17 protein-coding genes and 1 pseudogene are annotated in these 18,807 nt (G+C 70.3%); 12 read left to right on the top strand and 6 right to left on the bottom strand.

Going from position 1 to position 18,807, the window contains the following annotated elements:
- Positions 1–179: 179 nt before the first annotated feature.
- A complete protein-coding gene (locus ABZ896_RS35090) occupies positions 180–1,034 on the bottom strand; it encodes an SDR family oxidoreductase (RefSeq protein WP_360938054.1) in 855 nt (284 codons plus the stop codon).
- A gap of 137 nt (positions 1,035–1,171) precedes the next feature.
- On the opposite strand from ABZ896_RS35090, the gene ABZ896_RS35095 reads away from it, so the two are divergent.
- The 4 genes from ABZ896_RS35095 (at position 1,172) to ABZ896_RS35110 (ending at position 3,420) form a co-directional block, all read left to right on the top strand.
- Positions 1,172–1,561: a helix-turn-helix domain-containing protein gene (locus tag ABZ896_RS35095; RefSeq protein ID WP_360938140.1), complete on the top strand. Its 390-nt coding sequence runs from the start codon at positions 1,172–1,174 to the stop codon at positions 1,559–1,561.
- Between the two features lie 228 nt (positions 1,562–1,789).
- On the top strand, positions 1,790–2,365 hold the full coding sequence (locus tag ABZ896_RS35100) for a DUF6082 family protein (RefSeq protein WP_360938057.1): 576 nt from the start codon (positions 1,790–1,792) through the stop codon (positions 2,363–2,365).
- A gap of 150 nt (positions 2,366–2,515) precedes the next feature.
- Positions 2,516–2,773: a hypothetical protein gene (locus ABZ896_RS35105; protein ID WP_360938060.1), complete on the top strand. Its 258-nt coding sequence runs from the start codon at positions 2,516–2,518 to the stop codon at positions 2,771–2,773.
- A 158-nt stretch (positions 2,774–2,931) separates the two neighbouring features.
- Entirely contained in the window at positions 2,932–3,420 is a 489-nt protein-coding gene (locus ABZ896_RS35110; RefSeq protein WP_360938063.1) for a DUF6082 family protein, read from the top strand.
- Between the two features lie 71 nt (positions 3,421–3,491).
- Here the strand turns inward: ABZ896_RS35110 and ABZ896_RS35115 are convergent, their stop codons facing one another.
- From ABZ896_RS35115 to ABZ896_RS35135, 5 genes are all read right to left on the bottom strand, one after another.
- Positions 3,492–4,571, bottom strand: coding sequence for a 2-oxoacid:ferredoxin oxidoreductase subunit beta (locus ABZ896_RS35115; protein ID WP_360938066.1), 1,080 nt, complete (start codon positions 4,569–4,571; stop codon positions 3,492–3,494).
- Positions 4,564–6,492 carry a 2-oxoacid:acceptor oxidoreductase subunit alpha gene (locus ABZ896_RS35120; protein WP_360938069.1) on the bottom strand — a complete coding sequence of 643 codons (1,929 nt, stop codon included), beginning with the start codon at positions 6,490–6,492 and terminating at the stop codon, positions 4,564–4,566. The genes ABZ896_RS35115 and ABZ896_RS35120 overlap by 8 nt, the downstream gene beginning before the upstream one ends.
- A 242-nt stretch (positions 6,493–6,734) precedes the next feature.
- Positions 6,735–7,394, bottom strand: a complete 660-nt coding sequence (locus ABZ896_RS35125) for a response regulator transcription factor (protein WP_360938143.1) — start codon at positions 7,392–7,394, stop codon at positions 6,735–6,737.
- A gap of 265 nt (positions 7,395–7,659) precedes the next feature.
- On the bottom strand, positions 7,660–9,018 hold the full coding sequence (locus ABZ896_RS35130) for a sensor domain-containing protein (RefSeq protein ID WP_360938072.1): 1,359 nt from the start codon (positions 9,016–9,018) through the stop codon (positions 7,660–7,662).
- A 182-nt stretch (positions 9,019–9,200) separates the two neighbouring features.
- A complete protein-coding gene (locus ABZ896_RS35135; protein ID WP_360938075.1) occupies positions 9,201–10,412 on the bottom strand; it encodes a sensor domain-containing protein in 1,212 nt (403 codons plus the stop codon).
- Positions 10,413–10,741: 329 nt separating this feature from the next.
- On the opposite strand from ABZ896_RS35135, the gene ABZ896_RS35140 reads away from it, so the two are divergent.
- From ABZ896_RS35140 to ABZ896_RS35175, 8 genes and pseudogenes are all read left to right on the top strand, one after another.
- Complete coding sequence (locus tag ABZ896_RS35140; RefSeq protein ID WP_360938078.1) at positions 10,742–11,161, top strand: NADH-quinone oxidoreductase subunit A; 420 nt, start codon at positions 10,742–10,744, stop codon at positions 11,159–11,161.
- A pseudogene (locus ABZ896_RS35145) lies at positions 11,152–11,721 on the top strand (NADH-quinone oxidoreductase subunit B family protein); the annotation flags it as partial. The gene ABZ896_RS35140 and the pseudogene ABZ896_RS35145, both read left to right, overlap by 10 nt.
- 440 nt (positions 11,722–12,161) lie before the next feature.
- On the top strand, positions 12,162–13,991 hold the full coding sequence (locus ABZ896_RS35150; RefSeq protein WP_360938081.1) for an NADH-quinone oxidoreductase subunit C: 1,830 nt from the start codon (positions 12,162–12,164) through the stop codon (positions 13,989–13,991).
- On the top strand, positions 13,988–14,956 hold the full coding sequence (locus ABZ896_RS35155; protein WP_360938084.1) for a complex I subunit 1 family protein: 969 nt from the start codon (positions 13,988–13,990) through the stop codon (positions 14,954–14,956). The genes ABZ896_RS35150 and ABZ896_RS35155 overlap by 4 nt, the downstream gene beginning before the upstream one ends.
- An 80-nt stretch (positions 14,957–15,036) precedes the next feature.
- Positions 15,037–15,597, top strand: a complete 561-nt coding sequence (locus ABZ896_RS35160) for an NADH-quinone oxidoreductase subunit I (RefSeq protein WP_360938146.1) — start codon at positions 15,037–15,039, stop codon at positions 15,595–15,597.
- Complete coding sequence (locus ABZ896_RS35165) at positions 15,594–16,385, top strand: NADH-quinone oxidoreductase subunit J (RefSeq protein WP_360938087.1); 792 nt, start codon at positions 15,594–15,596, stop codon at positions 16,383–16,385. Before ABZ896_RS35160 ends, ABZ896_RS35165 begins: the two co-directional genes overlap by 4 nt.
- Positions 16,385–16,810, top strand: a complete 426-nt coding sequence (nuoK, locus tag ABZ896_RS35170) for an NADH-quinone oxidoreductase subunit NuoK (RefSeq protein ID WP_360938090.1) — start codon at positions 16,385–16,387, stop codon at positions 16,808–16,810. The genes ABZ896_RS35165 and nuoK overlap by 1 nt, the downstream gene beginning before the upstream one ends.
- Positions 16,807–18,801: an NADH-quinone oxidoreductase subunit L gene (locus ABZ896_RS35175; RefSeq protein ID WP_360938093.1), complete on the top strand. Its 1,995-nt coding sequence runs from the start codon at positions 16,807–16,809 to the stop codon at positions 18,799–18,801. The genes nuoK and ABZ896_RS35175 overlap by 4 nt, the downstream gene beginning before the upstream one ends.
- The last annotated feature ends 6 nt before the right edge of the window (positions 18,802–18,807 follow it).

Below are 18,807 nucleotides of genomic sequence, written 5' to 3' on the forward strand. Positions count from 1 at the left end.
GCAGAGCTTCCGACCAGGTCAGGCGGGCTTTCGCGGCCCGTCTGACGAGGGTGGGGGCGCTCAGGGGCCCCGATGGGGGAGTGTCGGCCCTTGAGCGCCGGCCCTCACGAGTCCATGGGGTCGGCCCTTGACGGTCTGCGGGTCGGGCCCTTGAGCGCCGGTTCTTGAGGGGTCGCGGGTCAGCCCTTGAGCGCGGCCGCGATCGACTCGGAGATCGGGGTGGCCGGACGGCCGGTGAGCCGGGACAGGTCGCCGGAGGTGACGACCAGCTCGCCCTTCTCGATGGAGGCGTCGACGCCGGCGAGGACCGCGGCGAGCGGGCCGGGCAGGCCGACGCCGGTCAGGATCCCGGTGTAGGCCTCGACGGAGACCGGGCTGTAGGCGATCTCCTTGCCGGTCTGCCGGCTGATCTCGGCCGCGTACTCGGCGAAGCCCCAGGGCTCGTCGCCGCCGAGCTCGTACGTCTGGTTCTCGTGCCCCTCGCCGGTCAGCACGGCGACCGCGGCGGCCGCGTAGTCGGCGCGCGAGGCGGAGGAGATCTTTCCGTCGCCGGCGGCCTGGACGACGGCGCCGTGCTCCAGGGCGGGGGCGAGGTTCTCGGTGTAGTTCTCGTTGTACCAGCCGTTGCGCAGCAGCGTGTAGGTCAGACCGGAGGCGAGCAGGGCCTTCTCGGTGGCGCGGTGGTCGTCCGCGAGGGCGGCGGTGAGGGTGCCGGGGGCGCTGGTGTACGCGAGGAGGGCGACGCCCGCGGCCTTGGCGGCGTCGATGACGACCTGGTGCTGGGCGGGGCGGCCCTTGTCGAACTCGTTGCCGGAGATGAGCAGCACCTTGTCGCCGGCCGCGAAGAGGGTGCCGAAGGTCTCGGGGGCGTTGTAGTCGGCGACCGCTATCTTCACGCCCTTCTCCGCGAAGTCGGCGGCCTTCTCCGGAGTGCGGACGACGGCGGTGATCTGCTCGGCGGGAACCTTCTCGAGCAGCTGCTCGACGACGTGGCGGCCGAGGTGTCCGGTGGCTCCGGTGACGACGATGCTCATGGTGTGCGATCTCCTTGTGGGGTGCTGATGGCACTAACCTTAGGGAGTGCACTAACTTCTGGAAAGTACCCACTTTGAAGTAAGGTACTGGCATGACGGTAAGTATTGAGCGGGAGTCGAAGTCGGTGGCGCGGCCGATGTCGGTGGCACCGGCGGGCGAGGCGATGTGCCCCCACCGTGCGATCCTCGAACACGTCACCAGCCGCTGGGGCGTGCTGGTCCTCATCGAACTCCTCGACCGCCCCTACCGTTTCAGCGAACTCCGCCGCGCGATCGGCCGGGTCGGCCGGGGTGTCAGCGAGAAGATGCTCACGCAGACGCTCCAGACCCTGGAACGAGACGGCCTGGTCCACCGAGACGCCCACCCGGTGATCCCGCCCCGCGTCGACTACTCCCTCACCGACCTCGGCCGCGAGGCGGCGGAACAGGTACGGGCGCTGGCGATGTGGACAGAGCGGCGGATGGGGGCGGTGCTGGAGGCGCGGGAGGTGTACGACGCGCGCAGGAGGGGTGCTGAGCAGGAGTGATGGGCCGAGGCGGGCTCTGCTGAAGGCATGTACACGGCGCCAGGGGGCACACATATGCCAGGGCGTTGGCCGACATGCGAGACACGTCCCTCCATGCGCCCCCTCTCCGCCTCCCACGCCGACTTGAGTCGCCGGGCACGCTGGATGCGGAGTGCCACACCCGCCGAGCGCCGCCCCGCCGCCCCACCACCTGGCGCACGGCCACCGGATCCAGGGGGATGCCTTGACATGGCCACACAGACTCCGGCCGCCCGTCGCAGCAGGATCGGTTCTGCGGTTGCGCCCGGAATCGGCCTGATGCGCGCACTCTTCACCCGGGGGACTCGGCGTCGGCGTCAGGAGGAGTTACTGGCGGGCCTTCTTGAGCAGCTCACGCTGATGAACCGGGAGATCCATCGGTCGAATCTGATCCAGGAGTACCGGATCGCCATGGAGCAGATGGACCGGACGATCGATGACCCGTCCTTGGCGGACGCCCGGAGCACGCTGGAGGGGGTGTCGAAGGAGCGGCGGCGTCAGTTGATCTTTGCCAATCGGCAGTACGGATCGCTGCTGCTGGCCCATCGCGTCGGGTCCCTCGAGTGGGGCGAACTCGTGGGTCATTTGAGAATCTTGTGTCGTAACTCCGTTTTCGCTGAGTACTGGGACCGTACCGAGGAGCATCGGCGAAGCCTTTTGGAAGGGTCGCTGGAATGCCGGGTGGGTAAAGTCGTCGACGGCATGCTGGAGGAACTGGCCGAAGACCCTGACGAATGGTGGGTCGTGGGCGACGTCGAGGAACCGCTATCTGGGTCGTCAGGATGACGAAGGCGTCACCCCGAAGGGGGGTGCACTCGACCGCCGGTGTGAAATAACGCCCCGCAGGGTGTAGTTGTGAACGTCGGCCGTCTCCAGGGGAGCCTTGATACTTTGAACCGGGCGTTCTGACGTCCGGATCATGAAAAGGCTCTCTTTGTGTCCAGCGAACACCTTGCCGTCAACATCGTCCGCCGCATCGGGGACCCTCCTCGGCTGAGGGGAAGCTACAGCAACGAAAGTTGCCCCGATCTCTTCGAGCTGAGCGACGGCAACTTCGCTGTGATCGGTACGGAAGCAACTGCCGCTCTGGACCCTCATCTCCCTCCGGACGCGGCCCGCGCCGAACATGAACGCATCGTGGTGATCACACGCGACACGCTCATCCGCGCCAAGAGAGACATTCCTGACGTGTGAGGGACACGGTGAAAAGTGCGACCGTGCGCCCCCTTTCCGCCTCTCACCCCGTCTTGTGCCGCACGGCAGGCTGAACGGACAGGGTGATTTCCTTCGCCGTGCGTCGGCCTGTCGTAACGGACGGCCGGGGCACGGCCTTGGCCCGGGGGGGCTTGGTCATGGCCGCACCCGATCAGGAAGCCTGTGTTCAGGAGCTTCTCCATGCCGCCGATCGTATGGCGGACGGACTGGCCAGAGTGGCGGAGGAGATGCGCCTGGCCAACAAGATTCGAGTTCGGGAACTGTTCGCCGAGCAGATGGACCGGTCGATCGACGACGCTGTGCTGGCCGCCGCTCTGAGCACCCTGAGAGACCTGCCCGCTCCCAAGCATCGCCAGATGCTGTTCGCCAACAAGCACTACTCGCTGCTCCTGCTCGCTTACGAGGCCAGGGAACTGGACCGCGGCGAACTCCTAGGGCACCTGAAAGTGCTGAGTCGGAACGCCGTGTTCGCCGAGTACTGGCAACTGACCTCGGAGCACCGGAAGTTACTGCCCTGGGAATCACTGGAAGCACGGACCGGCCGAGCCGTCGACGTCATCATGGATGAGCGGCTGGACGACCTGGAGGAATGGTGGGTCGTGGATTCGCGTGGTGAGTCCCGGTGACGCCACTGAGCTGAGGTACAGCGGCAGGAGGGGACCGGGGTGCCAAGCACACCCAGGCCCCCAAACGTTGCTCAGCCCACCACCGTCCAGGTATCCCCACCCGCCAACAACGCCCCCAGCTCCCCCTTCCCGTGCTGCACGATCGCTGAATCGAGCTGGTCCGACATCTGGGTGTCGTACACCGGGCGGTCGACCGAGCGGAGGACGCCGATCGGGGTGTGGTGGAGGGTGTCGGGGTCGGCCAGGCGGGACAGGGCGAAGGCTGTGGTGGGGGAGGGGGCGTGCGCGTCGTGGACCAGGATCTGCGACTCGTTCGACGGAGTCACCGTCACCACCTTCAGGTCACCCGTCGCCGGGTCGCGGACCACACCCTTCGCGAGGTCCGTGCCGAAGCGGATCGGCCGGCCGTGTTCCAGGCGGATCACCGCCTCCTCCGCCTGCTGTTTGTCCTTCAACGCCTCGAACGCGCCGTCGTTGAAGATGTTGCAGTTCTGGTAGATCTCGACCAGCGCGGTACCGGGGTGCGCGGCCGCCTCCCGCAGGACTGACGTGAGGTGTTTGCGGTCGGAGTCGACCGTACGGGCCACGAAGGACGCCTCCGCACCCAGAGCCAGTGAGACCGGGTTGAACGGCGCGTCCAGCGACCCCATCGGCGTCGACTTCGTGATCTTGCCGACCTCCGAGGTCGGTGAGTACTGGCCCTTCGTCAGGCCGTAGATCCGGTTGTTGAAGAGCAGGATCTTGAGGTTCACGTTCCGGCGCAGGGCGTGGATCAGGTGGTTCCCGCCGATCGACAGCGCGTCACCGTCACCCGTCACCACCCACACGCTCAAATCCCGCCGCGACGTCGCCAACCCCGTCGCGATCGCCGGCGCCCGGCCGTGAATCGAGTGCATGCCGTACGTGTTCATGTAGTACGGGAAGCGCGACGAGCAGCCGATGCCCGAGACGAAGACGATGTTCTCCTTGGCCAGTCCCAGCTCCGGCATGAAGCCCTGGACGGCCGCGAGGATCGCGTAGTCGCCGCAGCCGGGGCACCAGCGGACTTCCTGGTCGCTCTTGAAGTCCTTCATGCTCTGGCGCGCCTCGGCCTTGGGGACGAGCGAGAGTGCCTCGATCGTGCCCGTGCCTTCCGTGGACGTCTCAGCCATCGATGGCCTCCTTGAGAGCCGTGGCGAGCTGTTCGGCCTTGAACGGCATGCCGTTGACCTGGTTGTAGCTGTGCGCGTCGACCAGGTACTTCGCCCGGACCAGCGTGGCGAGCTGCCCGAGGTTCATCTCCGGGATGACGACCCGGTCGTACGCCTTCAGCACCGCGCCCAGGTTGCGCGGGAAGGGGTTGAGGTGGCGCAGATGCGCCTGCGCGATCGACTCGCCGGCCGTCCGCAGCCGTCGTACCGCCGCAGTGATGGGTCCGTACGTCGATCCCCAGCCCAGCACCAGGGTGCGCGCCTCGTGCGGGTCGTCGACCTCCAGATCGGGTACGTCGATGCCGTCGATCTTGGCCTGGCGGGTGCGGACCATGAAGTCGTGGTTGGCGGGGGCGTAGGAGATGTTGCCCGTGCCGTCCTCCTTCTCGATGCCGCCGATGCGGTGTTCGAGACCGGGGGTGCCGGGGATCGCCCAGGGGCGGGCGAGGGTCTGCGGGTCGCGCTTGTAGGGCCAGAAGACCTCGGTGCCGTCGTCCAGGGTGTGGTTCGGGCCCTGCGCGAACTGCACGGTCAGGTCCGGGAGTTCGTCGAGTTCGGGGATGCGCCAGGGCTCGGAGCCGTTGGCCAGGTAGCCGTCGGAGAGCAGCATCACCGGGGTGCGGTAGGTGAGCGCGATCCGGGCCGCCTCCAGCGCCGCGTCGAAGCAGTCGGCCGGGGTGCAAGGGGCCACGATCGGCACCGGCGCCTCGCCGTTGCGCCCGAACATCGCCTGGAGCAGGTCCGCCTGCTCGGTCTTGGTCGGCAGACCGGTGGACGGCCCGCCTCTCTGGATGTCGATGACGAGCAGGGGCAGTTCGAGGGAGACCGCGAGGCCGATGGTCTCCGACTTCAGCGCCACACCCGGGCCGGACGTGGTCGTCACCGCCAGGCTGCCGCCGAAGGCCGCGCCCAGGGCCGCGCCGATGCCCGCGATCTCGTCCTCGGCCTGGAAGGTCCGTACGCCGAAGTTCTTGTGCCTGCTCAGTTCGTGCAGGATGTCCGAGGCCGGGGTGATCGGGTACGAGCCCAGGAACAGCGGCAGGTCCGCCTGCTGGGACGCGGCGACCAGTCCGTAGGACAGGGCGAGGTTCCCGGAGATGTTGCGGTAGGTGCCGACCGGGAACGCGGTCGTCGCCGGGGCGATCTCGTAGGAGACGGCGAAGTCCTCGGTCGTCTCGCCGAAGTTCCAGCCCGCGCGGAAGGCGGCGAGGTTGGCCTCGGCGATCTCCGGCTTCTTCGCGAACTTGGCCCGCAGGAACTTCTCGGTGCCCTCGGTGGGCCGGTGGTACATCCACGACAAGAGGCCGAGCGCGAACATGTTCTTGCTGCGCTCGGCCTCTTTGCGACTGAGGTCGAAATCTTTCAGGGCCTCGACGGTCAGAGTGGTCAGGGGGACCGGATGAAGGCTGTAACCGTCGAGCGATCCATCCTCCAGCGGCGAGGCCGCGTACCCCACTTTCTGCATCGCCCGTTTGGTGAACTCGTCCGTGTTGACGATGATCTCCGCGCCGCGCGGCAGATCGGCGATGTTCGCTTTCAGGGCGGCCGGGTTCATGGCCACCAGGACGTTCGGCGCGTCGCCGGGCGTGAGGATGTCGTGGTCGGCGAAGTGCAGTTGGAAGGAGGAGACACCCGGGAGGGTTCCGGCAGGGGCGCGGATCTCGGCGGGGAAGTTCGGAAGGGTGGACAGGTCGTTGCCGAAGGTCGCCGTCTCGGAGGTGAAACGGTCACCGGTGAGCTGCATACCGTCACCGGAGTCCCCGGCGAAACGGATGATCACCCGGTCGAGGCGGCGGACGTCCTTCACGCCGGCCCCTTTGCGCTGCTCTCCCACGACGCTCGCGTCGGCCTGCTCCGCTGGGCTGCTGACCTGACTGGTCACTGAACTGGACCTCCTTCGAGGCGGCTGTTCGGGAGCGGCCCTCCCGCAGGCCATCCCAGGATCAACCCTACGACCGTTAGGGTCGCCTTCCCTCGGCCATTCGCATGATGGACATGGTTTTGAGACGATACGGCGCCCTGACTTGTCACGATTTACACGCCCCCCGGCGCTTCCGTTGAAGACGCTTCTCTGTGCGCTGCGGTTCTGGGTGCTCGTCTGGGTGCAGTCCGGGTGTCAGGCGGTCACGAGTTCAGGTACGTGAGGACGGCCAGCACCCGGCGGTGGTCCCCGTCGCTCTGCGACAGCCCCAGCTTCAGGAAGATGTTGCTGACGTGCTTCTCCACGGCGCCGTCGCTGACGACCAGCTGGCGGGCGACGGCGGAGTTGGTCCGCCCCTCGGCCATCAGTCCCAGCACCTCCCGCTCCCGCGGGGTGAGATTGGCGAGCACGTCCTGCTTCCGGCTGCGGCCGAGCAGCTGCGCGACCACCTCCGGGTCGAGCGCGGTGCCGCCGCGGGCGACCCGCACCACCGCGTCCACGAACTCCCGTACCTCCGCGACCCTGTCCTTGAGCAGATAGCCGACGCCGTGGCTGGAACCGGCCAGCAGTTCGGTGGCGTAACGCTCCTCCACGTACTGCGACAGAACGAGTACCCCGAGACCGGGATGAGCCTTCCTGAGTTGTACGGCGGCCCGGACCCCTTCGTCGGTGTGCGTCGGCGGCATCCGTACGTCCGCGACGACGACGTCGGGCAGCTCGCCCTGCGCGTCCAGCTCACCGATCGTCTTGATCAGCGCCTCGCCGTCCCCGACACCGGCGACGACGTCGTGCCCGCGGTCGGTCAACAGCCGGGTCAGCCCCTCCCGCAACAACACGGAATCCTCGGCGATGACCACCCGCACCCTGTCCTCCACGACTCTCGGCCCCCCAGCCCACCTCAGTCCACCCGTTGGACAGGTCCAGCATTCCAGCAATCGGGGGAGAGCGCGGGCGGGCGACGGGAAAATCGGGGTGGGGAAAGGGGGAAACAGGGGGAGGGCTCGGGTTTCAGGCCCGTGGGGCGGCGGGGTCGAAGGGGCGGCAGCCCCTGGGGAGGGGACGGGTAGGGGCGCCGGGGGCGAGAAAAGCTCCGGCACTCACGGACACCCCAGTCGCCCAGCCCCACCCTCACCCCACCCGCTCTCCCCGCCAAGGCAGCTCCGCCGTCACCCGCGTGGGCCCGCCCGCCGGTGAATCGACGACCAGGATCCCGTCCACCGCGTCGAGCCGCTCTGCCAGCCCGGCCAACCCCGAGCCACCCCCGGAGGCATCCGCGCCGCCCACCCCGTTGTCCACCACCTGCAGCATCAGCCGGTCCTCGACCCGCCACACATCCACCCCGGCCCACGTCGCCCGCGAGTGCTTGCTGATGTTCTGCAGCAGCTCCGAGACGGTGAAGTACGCGATCCCCTCGATCGCCGGCGCCGGCCGCTCCACCAGGTCGACCTCCACCTGCACCGGCACCGTGCAGCGCGAGGCGACCGACGAGAGCGCCGCGTCCAGCCCCCGGTCGGTCAGGACGGCCGGATGAATCCCCCGCGCCAGGTCCCGCAGCTCCTGCAACGCCGTCTTCACCTCACCGTGCGCGGAGTCCACCATCCGCGCCGCGGCCTCCGGGTCCTCCGCGAGCTTCTCCTTCGCGAGGCCCAGATCCATCGCCAGCGCCACCAGCCGGGCCTGCGCCCCGTCGTGCAGGTCGCGCTCGATCCGTCGTAGATCCGCCGCCGCCGTGTCGACCACGACCCCGCGGTCGGACTCCAGCTCGACCACCCGCGTGGCCAGCCTGGAGGGCCCGAGCAGGCCGTGCACCATCACCCGGTCGACCATGGTCAGCGCCCGTACGATCCACGGCGTGGCCAGCGTGAACAACAGCCCCACCAGCGCCGTCACGGTGATCTCGAACGGGTTGTCGAGATAGATGTGGTGGGTCTCGTCGCCGTACAGCTGAAGCCCGTCCTGACCGACGTACGCCGGGAAGACCCAGAACCACAGCGGATACGTCAGCAGCCCCCAGCCGTACGCCCAGAAGTTCACCGAGACGACGAACGAGAAGATCGCCCACGGCATGTGCAGGACCGAGTAGAGCAGTGAGCGCCAGGTCGTGCCGCTCTTGAGGACCGCCCCCATCCAGGCCCAGAAGCCGTGTCCCCGCATCCGCAGCGGCTCCGGATCGGCGACGTCCAGGCGGAGCAGTACCCGCGCCCGCGCCCGCTCCATCGCCCCGAGCCCCCGGCAGCCGGCCAGTCCGGCCGCCAGCAGCGGGATCCCGATGAAGGTCACGAGGAGCCCCACACCCAGGGAGACCATCGTGACGGCGTACGTGAACAGCAGGATCCCGATCGGCAGGCTCAGCAGCACATAGCCGAACTCCCGCCAGGTCCGCCCCGAGAACGGCGCCCGCAACCCGGCCGGCAGCCGGCGCCGGCGTTCACCGGAGAGGCCGAGCCCGCTGTCGTACCCGTAGCCCTGTCCGTAGTCCGTGGCCATCGACGTCGTCCTTCTCTCGTCCCGGAGGTCCGGAGTCCCGGAGCCATGTCGCTGTCGTATCGGGGTCGTACCGGTGTCGTATCTCCACCCTGCTCGGCCGCAGGTCCACGGGCCATGGAGGCCGTCGGCCTCTTGGTACGGGGGTTTTCCCCACCCCTTCCGGAGACCCGCCGCCTCCGCGTCTACGGCCTTCCCGGCGCCCGGTCCCGCCACGGCAGCTCCGCCGTCACCACGGTCGGGCCGCCCGGCGGGGAGTCGATGACGAACAGCCCGTCCACCGCGTCCAGCCGCTCCGCGAGCCCACGCATCCCGGTGCCGCCGTCGAGGTGCGCGCCGCCCCGGCCGTCGTCCCACACCTGGATGAGCAGCCGGTCGTCCGCCCGCCACACGTCCACCGAGGCCGAGCGCGCCCCGCTGTGCTTGCTGACGTTCTGCAGCAGCTCCGAGACGGTGAAGTAGGCGATGCCCTCGATCGCCGCCACCGGCCTCGCGTCCAGGTCGGCGGTCACCTTCACCGGCACCGTGCAGCGCGAGGCGACCGACGAGAGCGCCGCGTCGAGCCCGCGGTCGGTCAGGACCGCCGGGTGGATGCCCCGGGCCAGGTCCCGCAGCTCCTGGAGCGCCAGCTTCACCTCGCCGTGCGCCTCCGCGACCATCGCCTGCGCGTACTCCGGGTCCTCCAGGAGCTTCTCCTTCGCAAGACCGAGCCCCATCGCCAGATTGACCAGCCGGGCCTGCGCCCCGTCGTGCAGGTCACGCTCGATCCGCCGTAGATCCGCCGCCGCGGTGTCCACGACGACCCCCCGGTCCGATTCGAGTTCGGCGATACGGCGTTCCAGCTCGTCGGAGGGCGAGAGCAGACCGCGCACCATCGCCCGGTCCACGTTGGTGAGGCCCCGCGCGATGAACGGCAGCACCGGCCACAGGACGAAGAGCGAGGTCAGCGTGAGGGTGAAGGTGAAGACGCCCCACGGCAGCCGGATGAACTCGTACAGGATCGTCCGCCAGCCCACCGGGTCCTTCAGCCCCATCCACAGCTGGGCGAAGAAGCCGTGGTCGCCGGTGCGCCGCCACGGCAGCGGGCTCGGCTCGTCGATCCGCACCCCGAGCAGCCGCCGGGCCCGGCCGCGCTCCAGCTTGCCGAGCTGCCGGGCGCCCATCAGCCCGGCCGCGAGCAGCGGGAAGCCGATCACCGTGACGGTCAGCCAGGCGCCGGTGAACAGCACGGTCATGACGTAGGTGAAGCCGATCAGCGACACCGGGAGGTTCACCAGGAGATGCGCGATCTCCTTCCAGGTGTGCGCGCCGTAGGCGAGACGGGCCGGCGGCAGCCGCTCGCCGTCGGCCTTGCCGGTTCTCGGCACGAGGGTCGGGGACGGGTGACGTTCGGTCATATGGGCTAGCGTGCCGCGCGGGAGGGCGCCGCGCCATGAGGCGGGCCGCCGCGGTTTCCTGGGGAAAACCCCACCCCGGGCCGACGTACGGGTGGTGTCCGGCGTGCGTCCGCGTGTGGATCGGCCTGGCGTCCGGCCTTCGGCTGGCTTCCTTCCAGCTTCCGTCGGCCCTCCGTCGGCCTTCCGTCGGGCTTTCCTCCGGCTTTCGTCTGGTGACGGGCTGCTTACTGTCCCTTTATCAGGGCCTAGACTCCCGTGCGTACAGATCGTCGAACACTGGTGATCCGTGGGGTTCATTCCGTCGGGTTCACAGGGAGCGAGGGGCGGACGTGCCGGAACCGACCGTGGATCCGCGTGTGGATCCGACCGTCGTGGTCGCGGCGGACTACTTCCCGTCGTACTCGGTCGTGGGACTGCTCGCCGTCGTCGGCGTGCTCTTCGTCGCCGTAGCCTTCGGGGCGGGCCGGCTGCTGCGACCGGTGGTCCCCACCCCCGAGAAGCTCCTGACGTACGAGTGCGGAGTCGACCCCGTCGGCGAGGGCTGGGCCCACACCCAGGTCCGCTACTACGTCTACGCCTTCCTCTACGTCATCTTCGCCGTCGACTCGATCTTCCTGTTCCCCTGGGCCACGGTCTTCGCCGCCCCCGGCTACGGCGCGACCACGCTCGTGGAGATGTTCATCTTCCTGGGCTTCCTCGCCGTGGGGTTGCTGTACGCGTACAAGAAGGGTGTCCTGGCATGGACGTGACCCCCGCCGCCACGGGGCCCGTTCCGCTCCCGGAGCCGAAACGGCTGGGTGCCCTCGCCCGCCTCGCCCCCGAGCCGATGAAGGTCGTCCTCAACTGGGGCCGCCGCTACTCCCTCTGGGTCTTCAACTTCGGTCTCGCCTGCTGCGCGATCGAGTTCATCGCCGCGTCGATGGCCCGCCACGACTTCATCCGCCTCGGCGTGATCCCCTTCGCGCCGGGCCCCCGCCAGGCCGACCTGATGGTGGTCTCCGGCACGGTCACGGACAAGATGGCCCCCGCGGTCAAGCGCCTCTACGAGCAGATGCCGGAACCGAAGTACGTGATCTCCTTCGGTGCCTGCTCCAACTGCGGCGGCCCGTACTGGGACTCCTACTCGGTGACCAAGGGCGTCGATCAGATCATCCCGGTCGACGTCTACGTCCCCGGCTGCCCGCCCCGCCCCGAGGCCCTCCTCCAGGGCATCCTCAAACTCCAGGAGAAGATCGCCCGCGAGTCCCTGGGAGAGCGGTACGGGGTGACACGGCCTTCTGCGGCGGCGTTGCAGAGTGGGTTGGTGCGGGGGGCGAGGCCGGGGCTGGGGCCGGGGGCGAATGGGGCCGGGGGTGCCGGGGGCGGGGATGCGCGGGGGGCTGAGGGTGTCGCTGGTGGTGTCGAAGGTGATGGGGCCGCGAGGGAGCGTGCCGGTGACGGCAAGGTCGTTGCGGGAGATGGCGGCGTGGGCGGGGCGTCTGAAGGGGATGGCGGTGGGGGTACGGCTCCTGCGGGCGAACGGGGTGTGACGGGGACGGGTGCTCGGGCTGGGGCTGACGCCGCAACGACCGGCACTGGCGCCGGCGCGGGAACGGCCGGTGGCGGTACTGGGGCGGGCGCGGCCGGCACGGGCACCGGTGCTGGCGCTGATGCGGCGGGCACGGGTGGCGGCGATGCGGCGGGCACGGGCACCGGTACTGGTGTCGATGCGGCCGGCACCGGCACCGGCACCGATGCGGAGGCGGAGCGATGAGCGGGGTCGGCTGGCTGCCCGCCGATGTCGAGGAACTCTTCGGCCCGGACGCCTCGGCCGAGGAGTCCTACGAGGTCCTCACGGTCGACGTACCCTCCGCCTCCTGGATCACCGCCCTGGAGACCGCCCGCGACCACCTCGGCTGCACCTACTTCGACTGGCTGAGCGCGGTCGACGAACCCGGCACCGGCTTCCGCGTCGCCGCCCACGTGGCCGCCCTCTCCCCGGTACGGCGTCTCCTCCTGCGCACCACGATCACCCACGAGACCCCCACGCTGCCCACCGCCGTCGGCGTCTACGCGGGTGCCGCCTGGCACGAGCGCGAGACCCACGAGATGTTCGGCGTCGTCTTCGACGGCCACCCTTCCCTGGACCACCTCCTCCTCCCGGAAACCTTCGAAGGCCACCCCCTCCGCAAGGACTTCGTCCTCGCCGCCCGCGTCGCCAAGGCCTGGCCCGGCGCCAAGGAGCCCGGCGAGTCCGAACACGGCGGCCCCAAGCGCCGCCAGATGCTCCCCCCAGGAGTCCCCGACCCCAACGACTGGGGCCCCCTGAAGGGCCAACTCCCACCTGCCCCGACCCGCCCGGCCCGAGGCGCGGCCCGCCCCACCGGCGAACGCCCGCCCCGCCGCACCCGCACGGCATCGGCGGGCTCGGCGAGCCAGACCCCGCCCGCACCGACGAGCAACGAGCAGCCGTCTCCGGGCCCGGCCACCCCGGAGTCGCCAGGCCCGGCAGCTTCGGCACCTCCGGCAAGCCCGGCCGCTCCAGCAGGCCCGCGCCGTATGCGTTCAGCCGCGCAGGGCTCGGCCAGCCAGGCGCAGACTTCGGAGGCGGCGAACGCGGATCGTACGGATGTGAATGCGGGCACGCTGAACGCGGGCTCGGCAGACACGGATCCGGCGACTGCCGGGAAGCCGGCGAGCGCCGGGACATCGAAGACCGCCGGGGCGTCGGCGACCGCGGAGACGTCGACGACCGCAGAGGAGCTGGCAACCGCGGGGGGTCCGGCGACCCCCGAAGTGCAGGGGGCCGCAGGAGGTCCGGCGACCGCGAAGGCGTCGGCGATCGCAGCAGAGCAGGTAACCGCAGAGGAGCTGGCAACCGCGGGGGGTCCGGCGACCCCAGAAGAGCAGGGGGTCGCAGAAGGTCCGGCGACCGCGAAGGCGTCCGCGACCGTAGAAGCTCCGACGAGCGAGGTGGGCCCGGCGACGGGCGCGGGTCCGGTGAACGACGTGTCCCGAGCAGCGGATGCACCCCCGGCCTCTGGAGCGCCCCCGGCCACCGGCACACCCCCGTCCCCCGCGGATGCCTCCACGGCACAACGGCCAGGAACCGGTCCTGCCCCCGCCGGCCCCCGTCGCTCGCGCAGCGCCTCGGGAGGCTCGGCGAGCCAGCGGACCACACCCGACTCCGAGCCCTCGGCCGACGCCCCGGACAAGCCCACCACCCCACCGAAGACCCCCCGAAGCCCGGACGCCCCCTGGCACCACGCCCGCCCGGCCTTCGACACCCCGACCACCCGGCAGTCGCCCGCGCCCGGGAGTACCGAGCCCGCAGCGCAACCGGAGGACCGCGACGCACCCGCGGAGACGGGGAACCGGGACGTGCCGGAAACCTCGGGAGCCAGTGAGGTGCCGGAAGGCCCGGAAACGTCGGGACACCGTGAACCGCCAGCAGCGCCGGAGACTTCACCGGCACCGGAAGACTCCAACCGCCCTGCGCGCCCCCGAGCCGCAGGACGTCCCGAAGCCTCCGAACCCGCTCCCGCAGCCCCCGCCCCCGACGACCCCACTCCCGACAACCCCGCAGGAGGCCCGCAGTGAACGACGTGTTCGACGTCGCCCTGCGACTCCTGATCGTCTTCGTCGTCTTCCTCACCTTCCCCCTGATCATCGGCCAGACCGAGCACAAGGTCATGGCCCACATGCAGGGCCGTCTCGGCCCGATGTACGCCGGCGGCTTCCACGGCTGGGCCCAACTCGTCGCCGACGGCGTGAAGTTCGCCCAGAAAGAAGACGTCGTCCCCGCGGGCGCGGACCGCCGTGTCTTCCAACTCGCCCCCGCCGTCGCCCTCCTGCCCTACCTCCTCGTCCTCGTCGCCATCCCGATCGGCCCCGGCGAGGGCGCCGTCGGCGAGGTCGTCGACGCGGGTGTCTTCTTCGTCCTCGCCGTGATGGGCGTGGGCGTCCTCGGCTCTCTCATGGCCGGCTGGGCCTCCGCCAACAAGTTCTCCCTCCTCGGCGGCCTCCGCACCGCCGCTCAGCTCCTCGCCTACGAACTCCCGATGCTGCTCACCGCCGCCTCCGTGGCGATGGCGGCCGGAACCGTCTCCCTCCCCGGCATCCTCGACGCCTTCGAGTGGTGGTGGCTGCCCTGGCAGATCGTCGGCGCGATCGTCTTCTTCGTCGCCGGCCTCGCCGAACTCCAGCGACCTCCCTTTGACATGCCGGTCGCCGACTCGGAGATCATCTTCGGCGCCTACACCGAGTACACCGGCCTCCGTTTCGCTCTGTTCCTCCTCGCCGAGTACGCCGGAATCGTCGTCCTGTGCGGCCTGACCACCGTCCTCTTCCTGGGCGGCTGGCACGGCCCCTGGGGCGCCGACGGCCTCGGCTGGGTCTGGACCCTCCTCAAGACCGCCGTCCTCGCCTTCGTCGTGATCTGGCTCCGTGTGACCTATCCCCGCCTGCGCGAGGACCAGCTCCAGAAGCTCTCCTGGACCCTCCTCGTCCCCCTCTCCCTCGCCCAGATCGCCCTCACCGGCATCGTCAAGGTGGTGATCTCCTAGTGGCCGAGCGTTTCCCGCCCACCCGGCCCCGCATCCCCGGCTCCGGCCTCGCCAAGGGCCTGGCCGTCACCCTCCGCACGATGACGAAGAAGACCGTCACCGAGCAGTACCCCGACGCTCAGCCCGACCTCCCGCCCCGCACCCGCGGCGTGATCGGCCTGTTCGAGGAGAACTGCACGGTCTGCATGCTGTGCGCCCGCGAGTGCCCCGACTGGTGCATCTACATCGACTCCCACAAGGAGACCGTCCCGGCGGCACCCGGCGGCCGTGAGCGCAGCCGCAATGTCCTCGACCGCTTCGCCATCGACTTCTCCCTCTGTATGTACTGCGGTATCTGCATCGAGGTGTGTCCTTTCGACGCCCTGTTCTGGTCCCCCGAGTTCGAGTACGCCGAGACCGACATTCGCGACCTCACCCACGAGCGGGACAAACTCCGCGAGTGGATGTGGACCGTCCCGGCCCCGCCCGCCCTCGACCCCGGCGCGGAGGAACCGAAGGAGATCGCCGCCGCCCACAAGACCGCCGAGAAGCTGGTGGCGGCCCAGGCCGAACAGCAGGCCGGACAGCAGGTCGGGCAGCAGAGCGAATCACAGGCCGAGCCGCCCGCTGGACCCACCGCGTCCGGGGGGGCCACGTCATGACCCTCGCCGCAGCCGCCGCGACGCCGGTGCACGCCACGCTGACCGCGGTCGCCGCCGAGACGCACGGCTTTCTCTCCCCGACCGGTGTCGAGATCGCCTTCCTCCTCGTCGGCCTGGTCACCTTCGGCGCCGCGGTCGTCACCGTCACCACCAAGCAGCTGGTGCACGCCGCCCTCTGGCTGGTGGTCGCCCTCGGCGGCCTTGCCGTCGAATACCTGCTGCTCACCGCGGAGTTCATCGCATGGGTGCAGGTCCTCATCTATGTCGGTTCCGTGGTCGTCCTCCTTCTCTTCGGTCTGATGCTCACCAAGGCCCCGATCGGCCGGTCCCCGGACGCCGACTCCGGCAACCGCTGGGCCGCCCTTGCCGTGGCCGTCGCCGCGGCCGCCGCGCTGGTCTGGGTGGTCGCCGACGCCTTCCGAGCCACCTGGATCGATCTGGACGGTCCCGCCGCCGGCTCCACCGAGGCCACCGGCGCGAGCCTCTTCCAGAACTGGGTCCTCCCCTTCGAGGCCCTCTCCGTCCTGCTCCTCGCGGCACTGGTCGGCGCGATCGTCCTGTCCCGCAAGGCGAAGGCGGAGTCGAGCTCTCCCCCTCTGAACTCCCGAGCGGCGACCGGTAGTTCCCCATCCGCCCCGAATCCCCGTAATCACCCGATCGGGCGAAATGGGGCTGCTGAGGGAACCGGCTTGTCCGAGGGAGCAGGCTCGTCCAGGGGAACCGCCCCGGCCGAGGGAGCCGCCCCGGCCAAGGACTCCGACCCGGCCGAGCAGGAAGGCGCCCGCTGATGCACCTCGCCTATCCCGCCGTCCTCTCGGCCCTCCTCTTCTGCACCGGCCTGTACGGCGTCCTCGCCCGCCGCAACGCGATCCTCGTCCTGATGTCGGTCGAGCTGATGCTCAACGCCGTCAACCTGAACCTGGTCGCCTTCGACGTCTGGCTCAGCAGGGCAGCCGAGGAGACCCTGCACTCCGGCCAGGCCCTGACCCTGTTCACCATCGCCATCGCCGCCGCGGAGATCGGCATCGGCCTGGCGATCGTCCTCGCCGTGTACCGCAACCGCGGCACCGCCGACATCGACAAGCTCCGCGACTCGGCCGAGGCCCACGGCCCGGACGACACCGACGGATCCGACGACACCGACGGCTTCGACAGCTCCGACGGCGACGACCTCACCGCCGACCGGACCGGGAAGGCTGAGGCCACCGCGTGACCACGACCACCCTCGCCGTCCTCGTCCCCCTCCTGCCCTTCCTGGGCGCCGTCGCCGGGCTGCTCCTGGGCCGCACGGCCCCCGGCTTCGTCCGCCCGCTCGCCGTCCTGCCGACGCTCGCCGCCCTCGCGCTCGCCGCGGTGGTCGCCGTACGCCAGGGCGGGGACCAGGCGGTGAACGCCGCCACCGAACTCACCCCCACCGGCTCGGTCCCGGTCGAACTCGCCCTGCACATCGACGGCTTCGCCGCCCTCGTCGCCGTACTGGTCGCCTTCGTCACCACCTGTGTGCAGGCCTACTCGACCGGCTATCTGCGCGACGACCCGCGCTACCCCTCCTACGCCGCGCTCGTCTCCCTGTTCACCTCCGCGATGCTGCTCGTCGTCTACTCCGGCGACCTGATCGTGCTGCTGGTCGGCTGGGAGGTCATGGGCATCTGCTCCTACTTCCTGGTCGGCCACTACTGGGAGACCCCGGAGGCGCGCGCCGCCTCCCTCAAGGCCTTCCTGGTGACCAAGCTCGGTGACGTCCCCTTCCTGATCGGCCTGTTCGCGCTGGCCACCGACGCCGGGTCGTTCCGGATCACGAAGGTCCTGGACGCCGTCGCGCACGGCGCCGTCGACCATCCGACCCTCGTCGGCGTGCTGCTCCTTGCGGGCGTCGCGGGCAAGTCGGCGCAGTTCCCGCTGCACACCTGGCTCCCCGACGCGATGGCGGGCCCGACCCCCGTCTCCGCCCTGATCCACGCGGCGACGATGGTCGCCGCCGGTGTCTACTTCATCGCGCGTCTCCTCCCGGTCTTCGAGGCCTCCCAGGCCGCGATGGTGGTCCTGGCCGTCATGGCCGCCGTCACGATGCTCGGCTCGGGTCTGGCCGCGCTCGCCCAGGACGACATCAAGCGCGTCCTCGCCTACTCGACGATCGGCCAGCTCGGCTACATGACCGGCGCCCTCGCCGTCGGCGACCGCGGCGCAGCCGTCTTCCACCTCCTGTCGCACGGCGCCTTCAAGGCGCTGCTGTTCCTCGGGGCCGGCGTGATCATCCATGCCGCCGGCACCAACTCGCTCGCCGCCATGTCCCGCATGCACGGTCTGCGCGACCGCATCCCGGACGCCTACTGGACGATGACCGTGGCGCTCCTCGCGCTCGCCGCGATCCCGCCCTTCAGCGGCTTCTTCTCCAAGGAGTCCGTCCTCGGCGCCGCCGAGCACGTCGCCACCGGCCACACCGAGCACGCCCCCGGCGCGGCGGGCTGGATCACCCTCGTGGCCGGTCTGCTCACCGCGGTCCTGACCGCCGCGTATGCCACCCGGCTGTGGCTGCTGGCCTTCCGCGGACGCGGCGCCGAGGTCCCGGACCACGGCCGCCAGCCACTGCCCATGACCGTGGTGCTGTGGGTGCTCGCCCTCCCCTCCCTCGCCCTCGGCGCGTTCGCCTACCGTGTGCTGCCCGACTGGTTCGACGGACGTGACCTGACCCCCACCCTCACCACGTCCGTCCTCGGCACGGGCCTCGCCCTGGTCGGCGGCGTCGTCACCTACGCCGCCTGGCGCCACACCAGCGCCCTCGCGGCCCGGGTCCCGATGGGCGCGGTCGCGGCCCATCCCGAGGGCGACGCCGGACTCGTCGAGGCCGAGGCCATCGCCACGCACGAGCCGGCCTACGGTGATGTGGCCGAGGCGCCCGACCCCGCGGACCCGGGCCGCCTCCTGCTCGGCCCGCTGCACCGCCACGCGGCCGCCGGCTTCCATCTCGACGCTGTGTACACGGCCCTCTTCGTCCGCCCGGCGCAGGCCGCGGCCACCCTGGTCCGGTTCCTGGACCGCGAGGTCGTCGAGACCTACGTACGCGGCGCGGGCGCGCTGCCCCGCTGGCTCGGCATCGCCGTACGGCGTGCCCAGACCGGCAATCTCCAGACCTATGTGAGCGCGCTGCTCGCCGGCACCGTCGTCCTCGCGGTCGCCGTCGTCCTCGTCGCCACGGGAGCGTGAGCAGGC

It is taken from the genome of Streptomyces sp. NPDC047072 (genome assembly GCF_040643855.1).
In the GTDB taxonomy this organism is placed as follows: domain Bacteria; phylum Actinomycetota; class Actinomycetes; order Streptomycetales; family Streptomycetaceae; genus Streptomyces.

Bases quoted from the DNA above. Each gene is read 5' to 3' on its own strand.
- ABZ896_RS35160 (WP_360938146.1), top strand. From the start codon at position 15,037: ATGACGAAGAAGACCGTCACCGAGCAGTACCCCGACGCTCAGCCCGAC.
- ABZ896_RS35130 (WP_360938072.1), bottom strand. From the start codon at position 9,018: ATGGCCACGGACTACGGACAGGGCTACGGGTACGACAGCGGGCTCGGC.
- ABZ896_RS35100 (WP_360938057.1), top strand. From the start codon at position 1,790: ATGGCCACACAGACTCCGGCCGCCCGTCGCAGCAGGATCGGTTCTGCG.
- ABZ896_RS35150 (WP_360938081.1), top strand. From the start codon at position 12,162: ATGAGCGGGGTCGGCTGGCTGCCCGCCGATGTCGAGGAACTCTTCGGC.
- nuoK (WP_360938090.1), top strand. From the start codon at position 16,385: ATGCACCTCGCCTATCCCGCCGTCCTCTCGGCCCTCCTCTTCTGCACC.
- ABZ896_RS35090 (WP_360938054.1), bottom strand. From the start codon at position 1,034: ATGAGCATCGTCGTCACCGGAGCCACCGGACACCTCGGCCGCCACGTC.
- ABZ896_RS35115 (WP_360938066.1), bottom strand. From the start codon at position 4,571: ATGGCTGAGACGTCCACGGAAGGCACGGGCACGATCGAGGCACTCTCG.
- ABZ896_RS35135 (WP_360938075.1), bottom strand. From the start codon at position 10,412: ATGACCGAACGTCACCCGTCCCCGACCCTCGTGCCGAGAACCGGCAAG.
- ABZ896_RS35165 (WP_360938087.1), top strand. From the start codon at position 15,594: ATGACCCTCGCCGCAGCCGCCGCGACGCCGGTGCACGCCACGCTGACC.
- ABZ896_RS35110 (WP_360938063.1), top strand. From the start codon at position 2,932: ATGGCCGCACCCGATCAGGAAGCCTGTGTTCAGGAGCTTCTCCATGCC.
- ABZ896_RS35095 (WP_360938140.1), top strand. From the start codon at position 1,172: ATGTCGGTGGCACCGGCGGGCGAGGCGATGTGCCCCCACCGTGCGATC.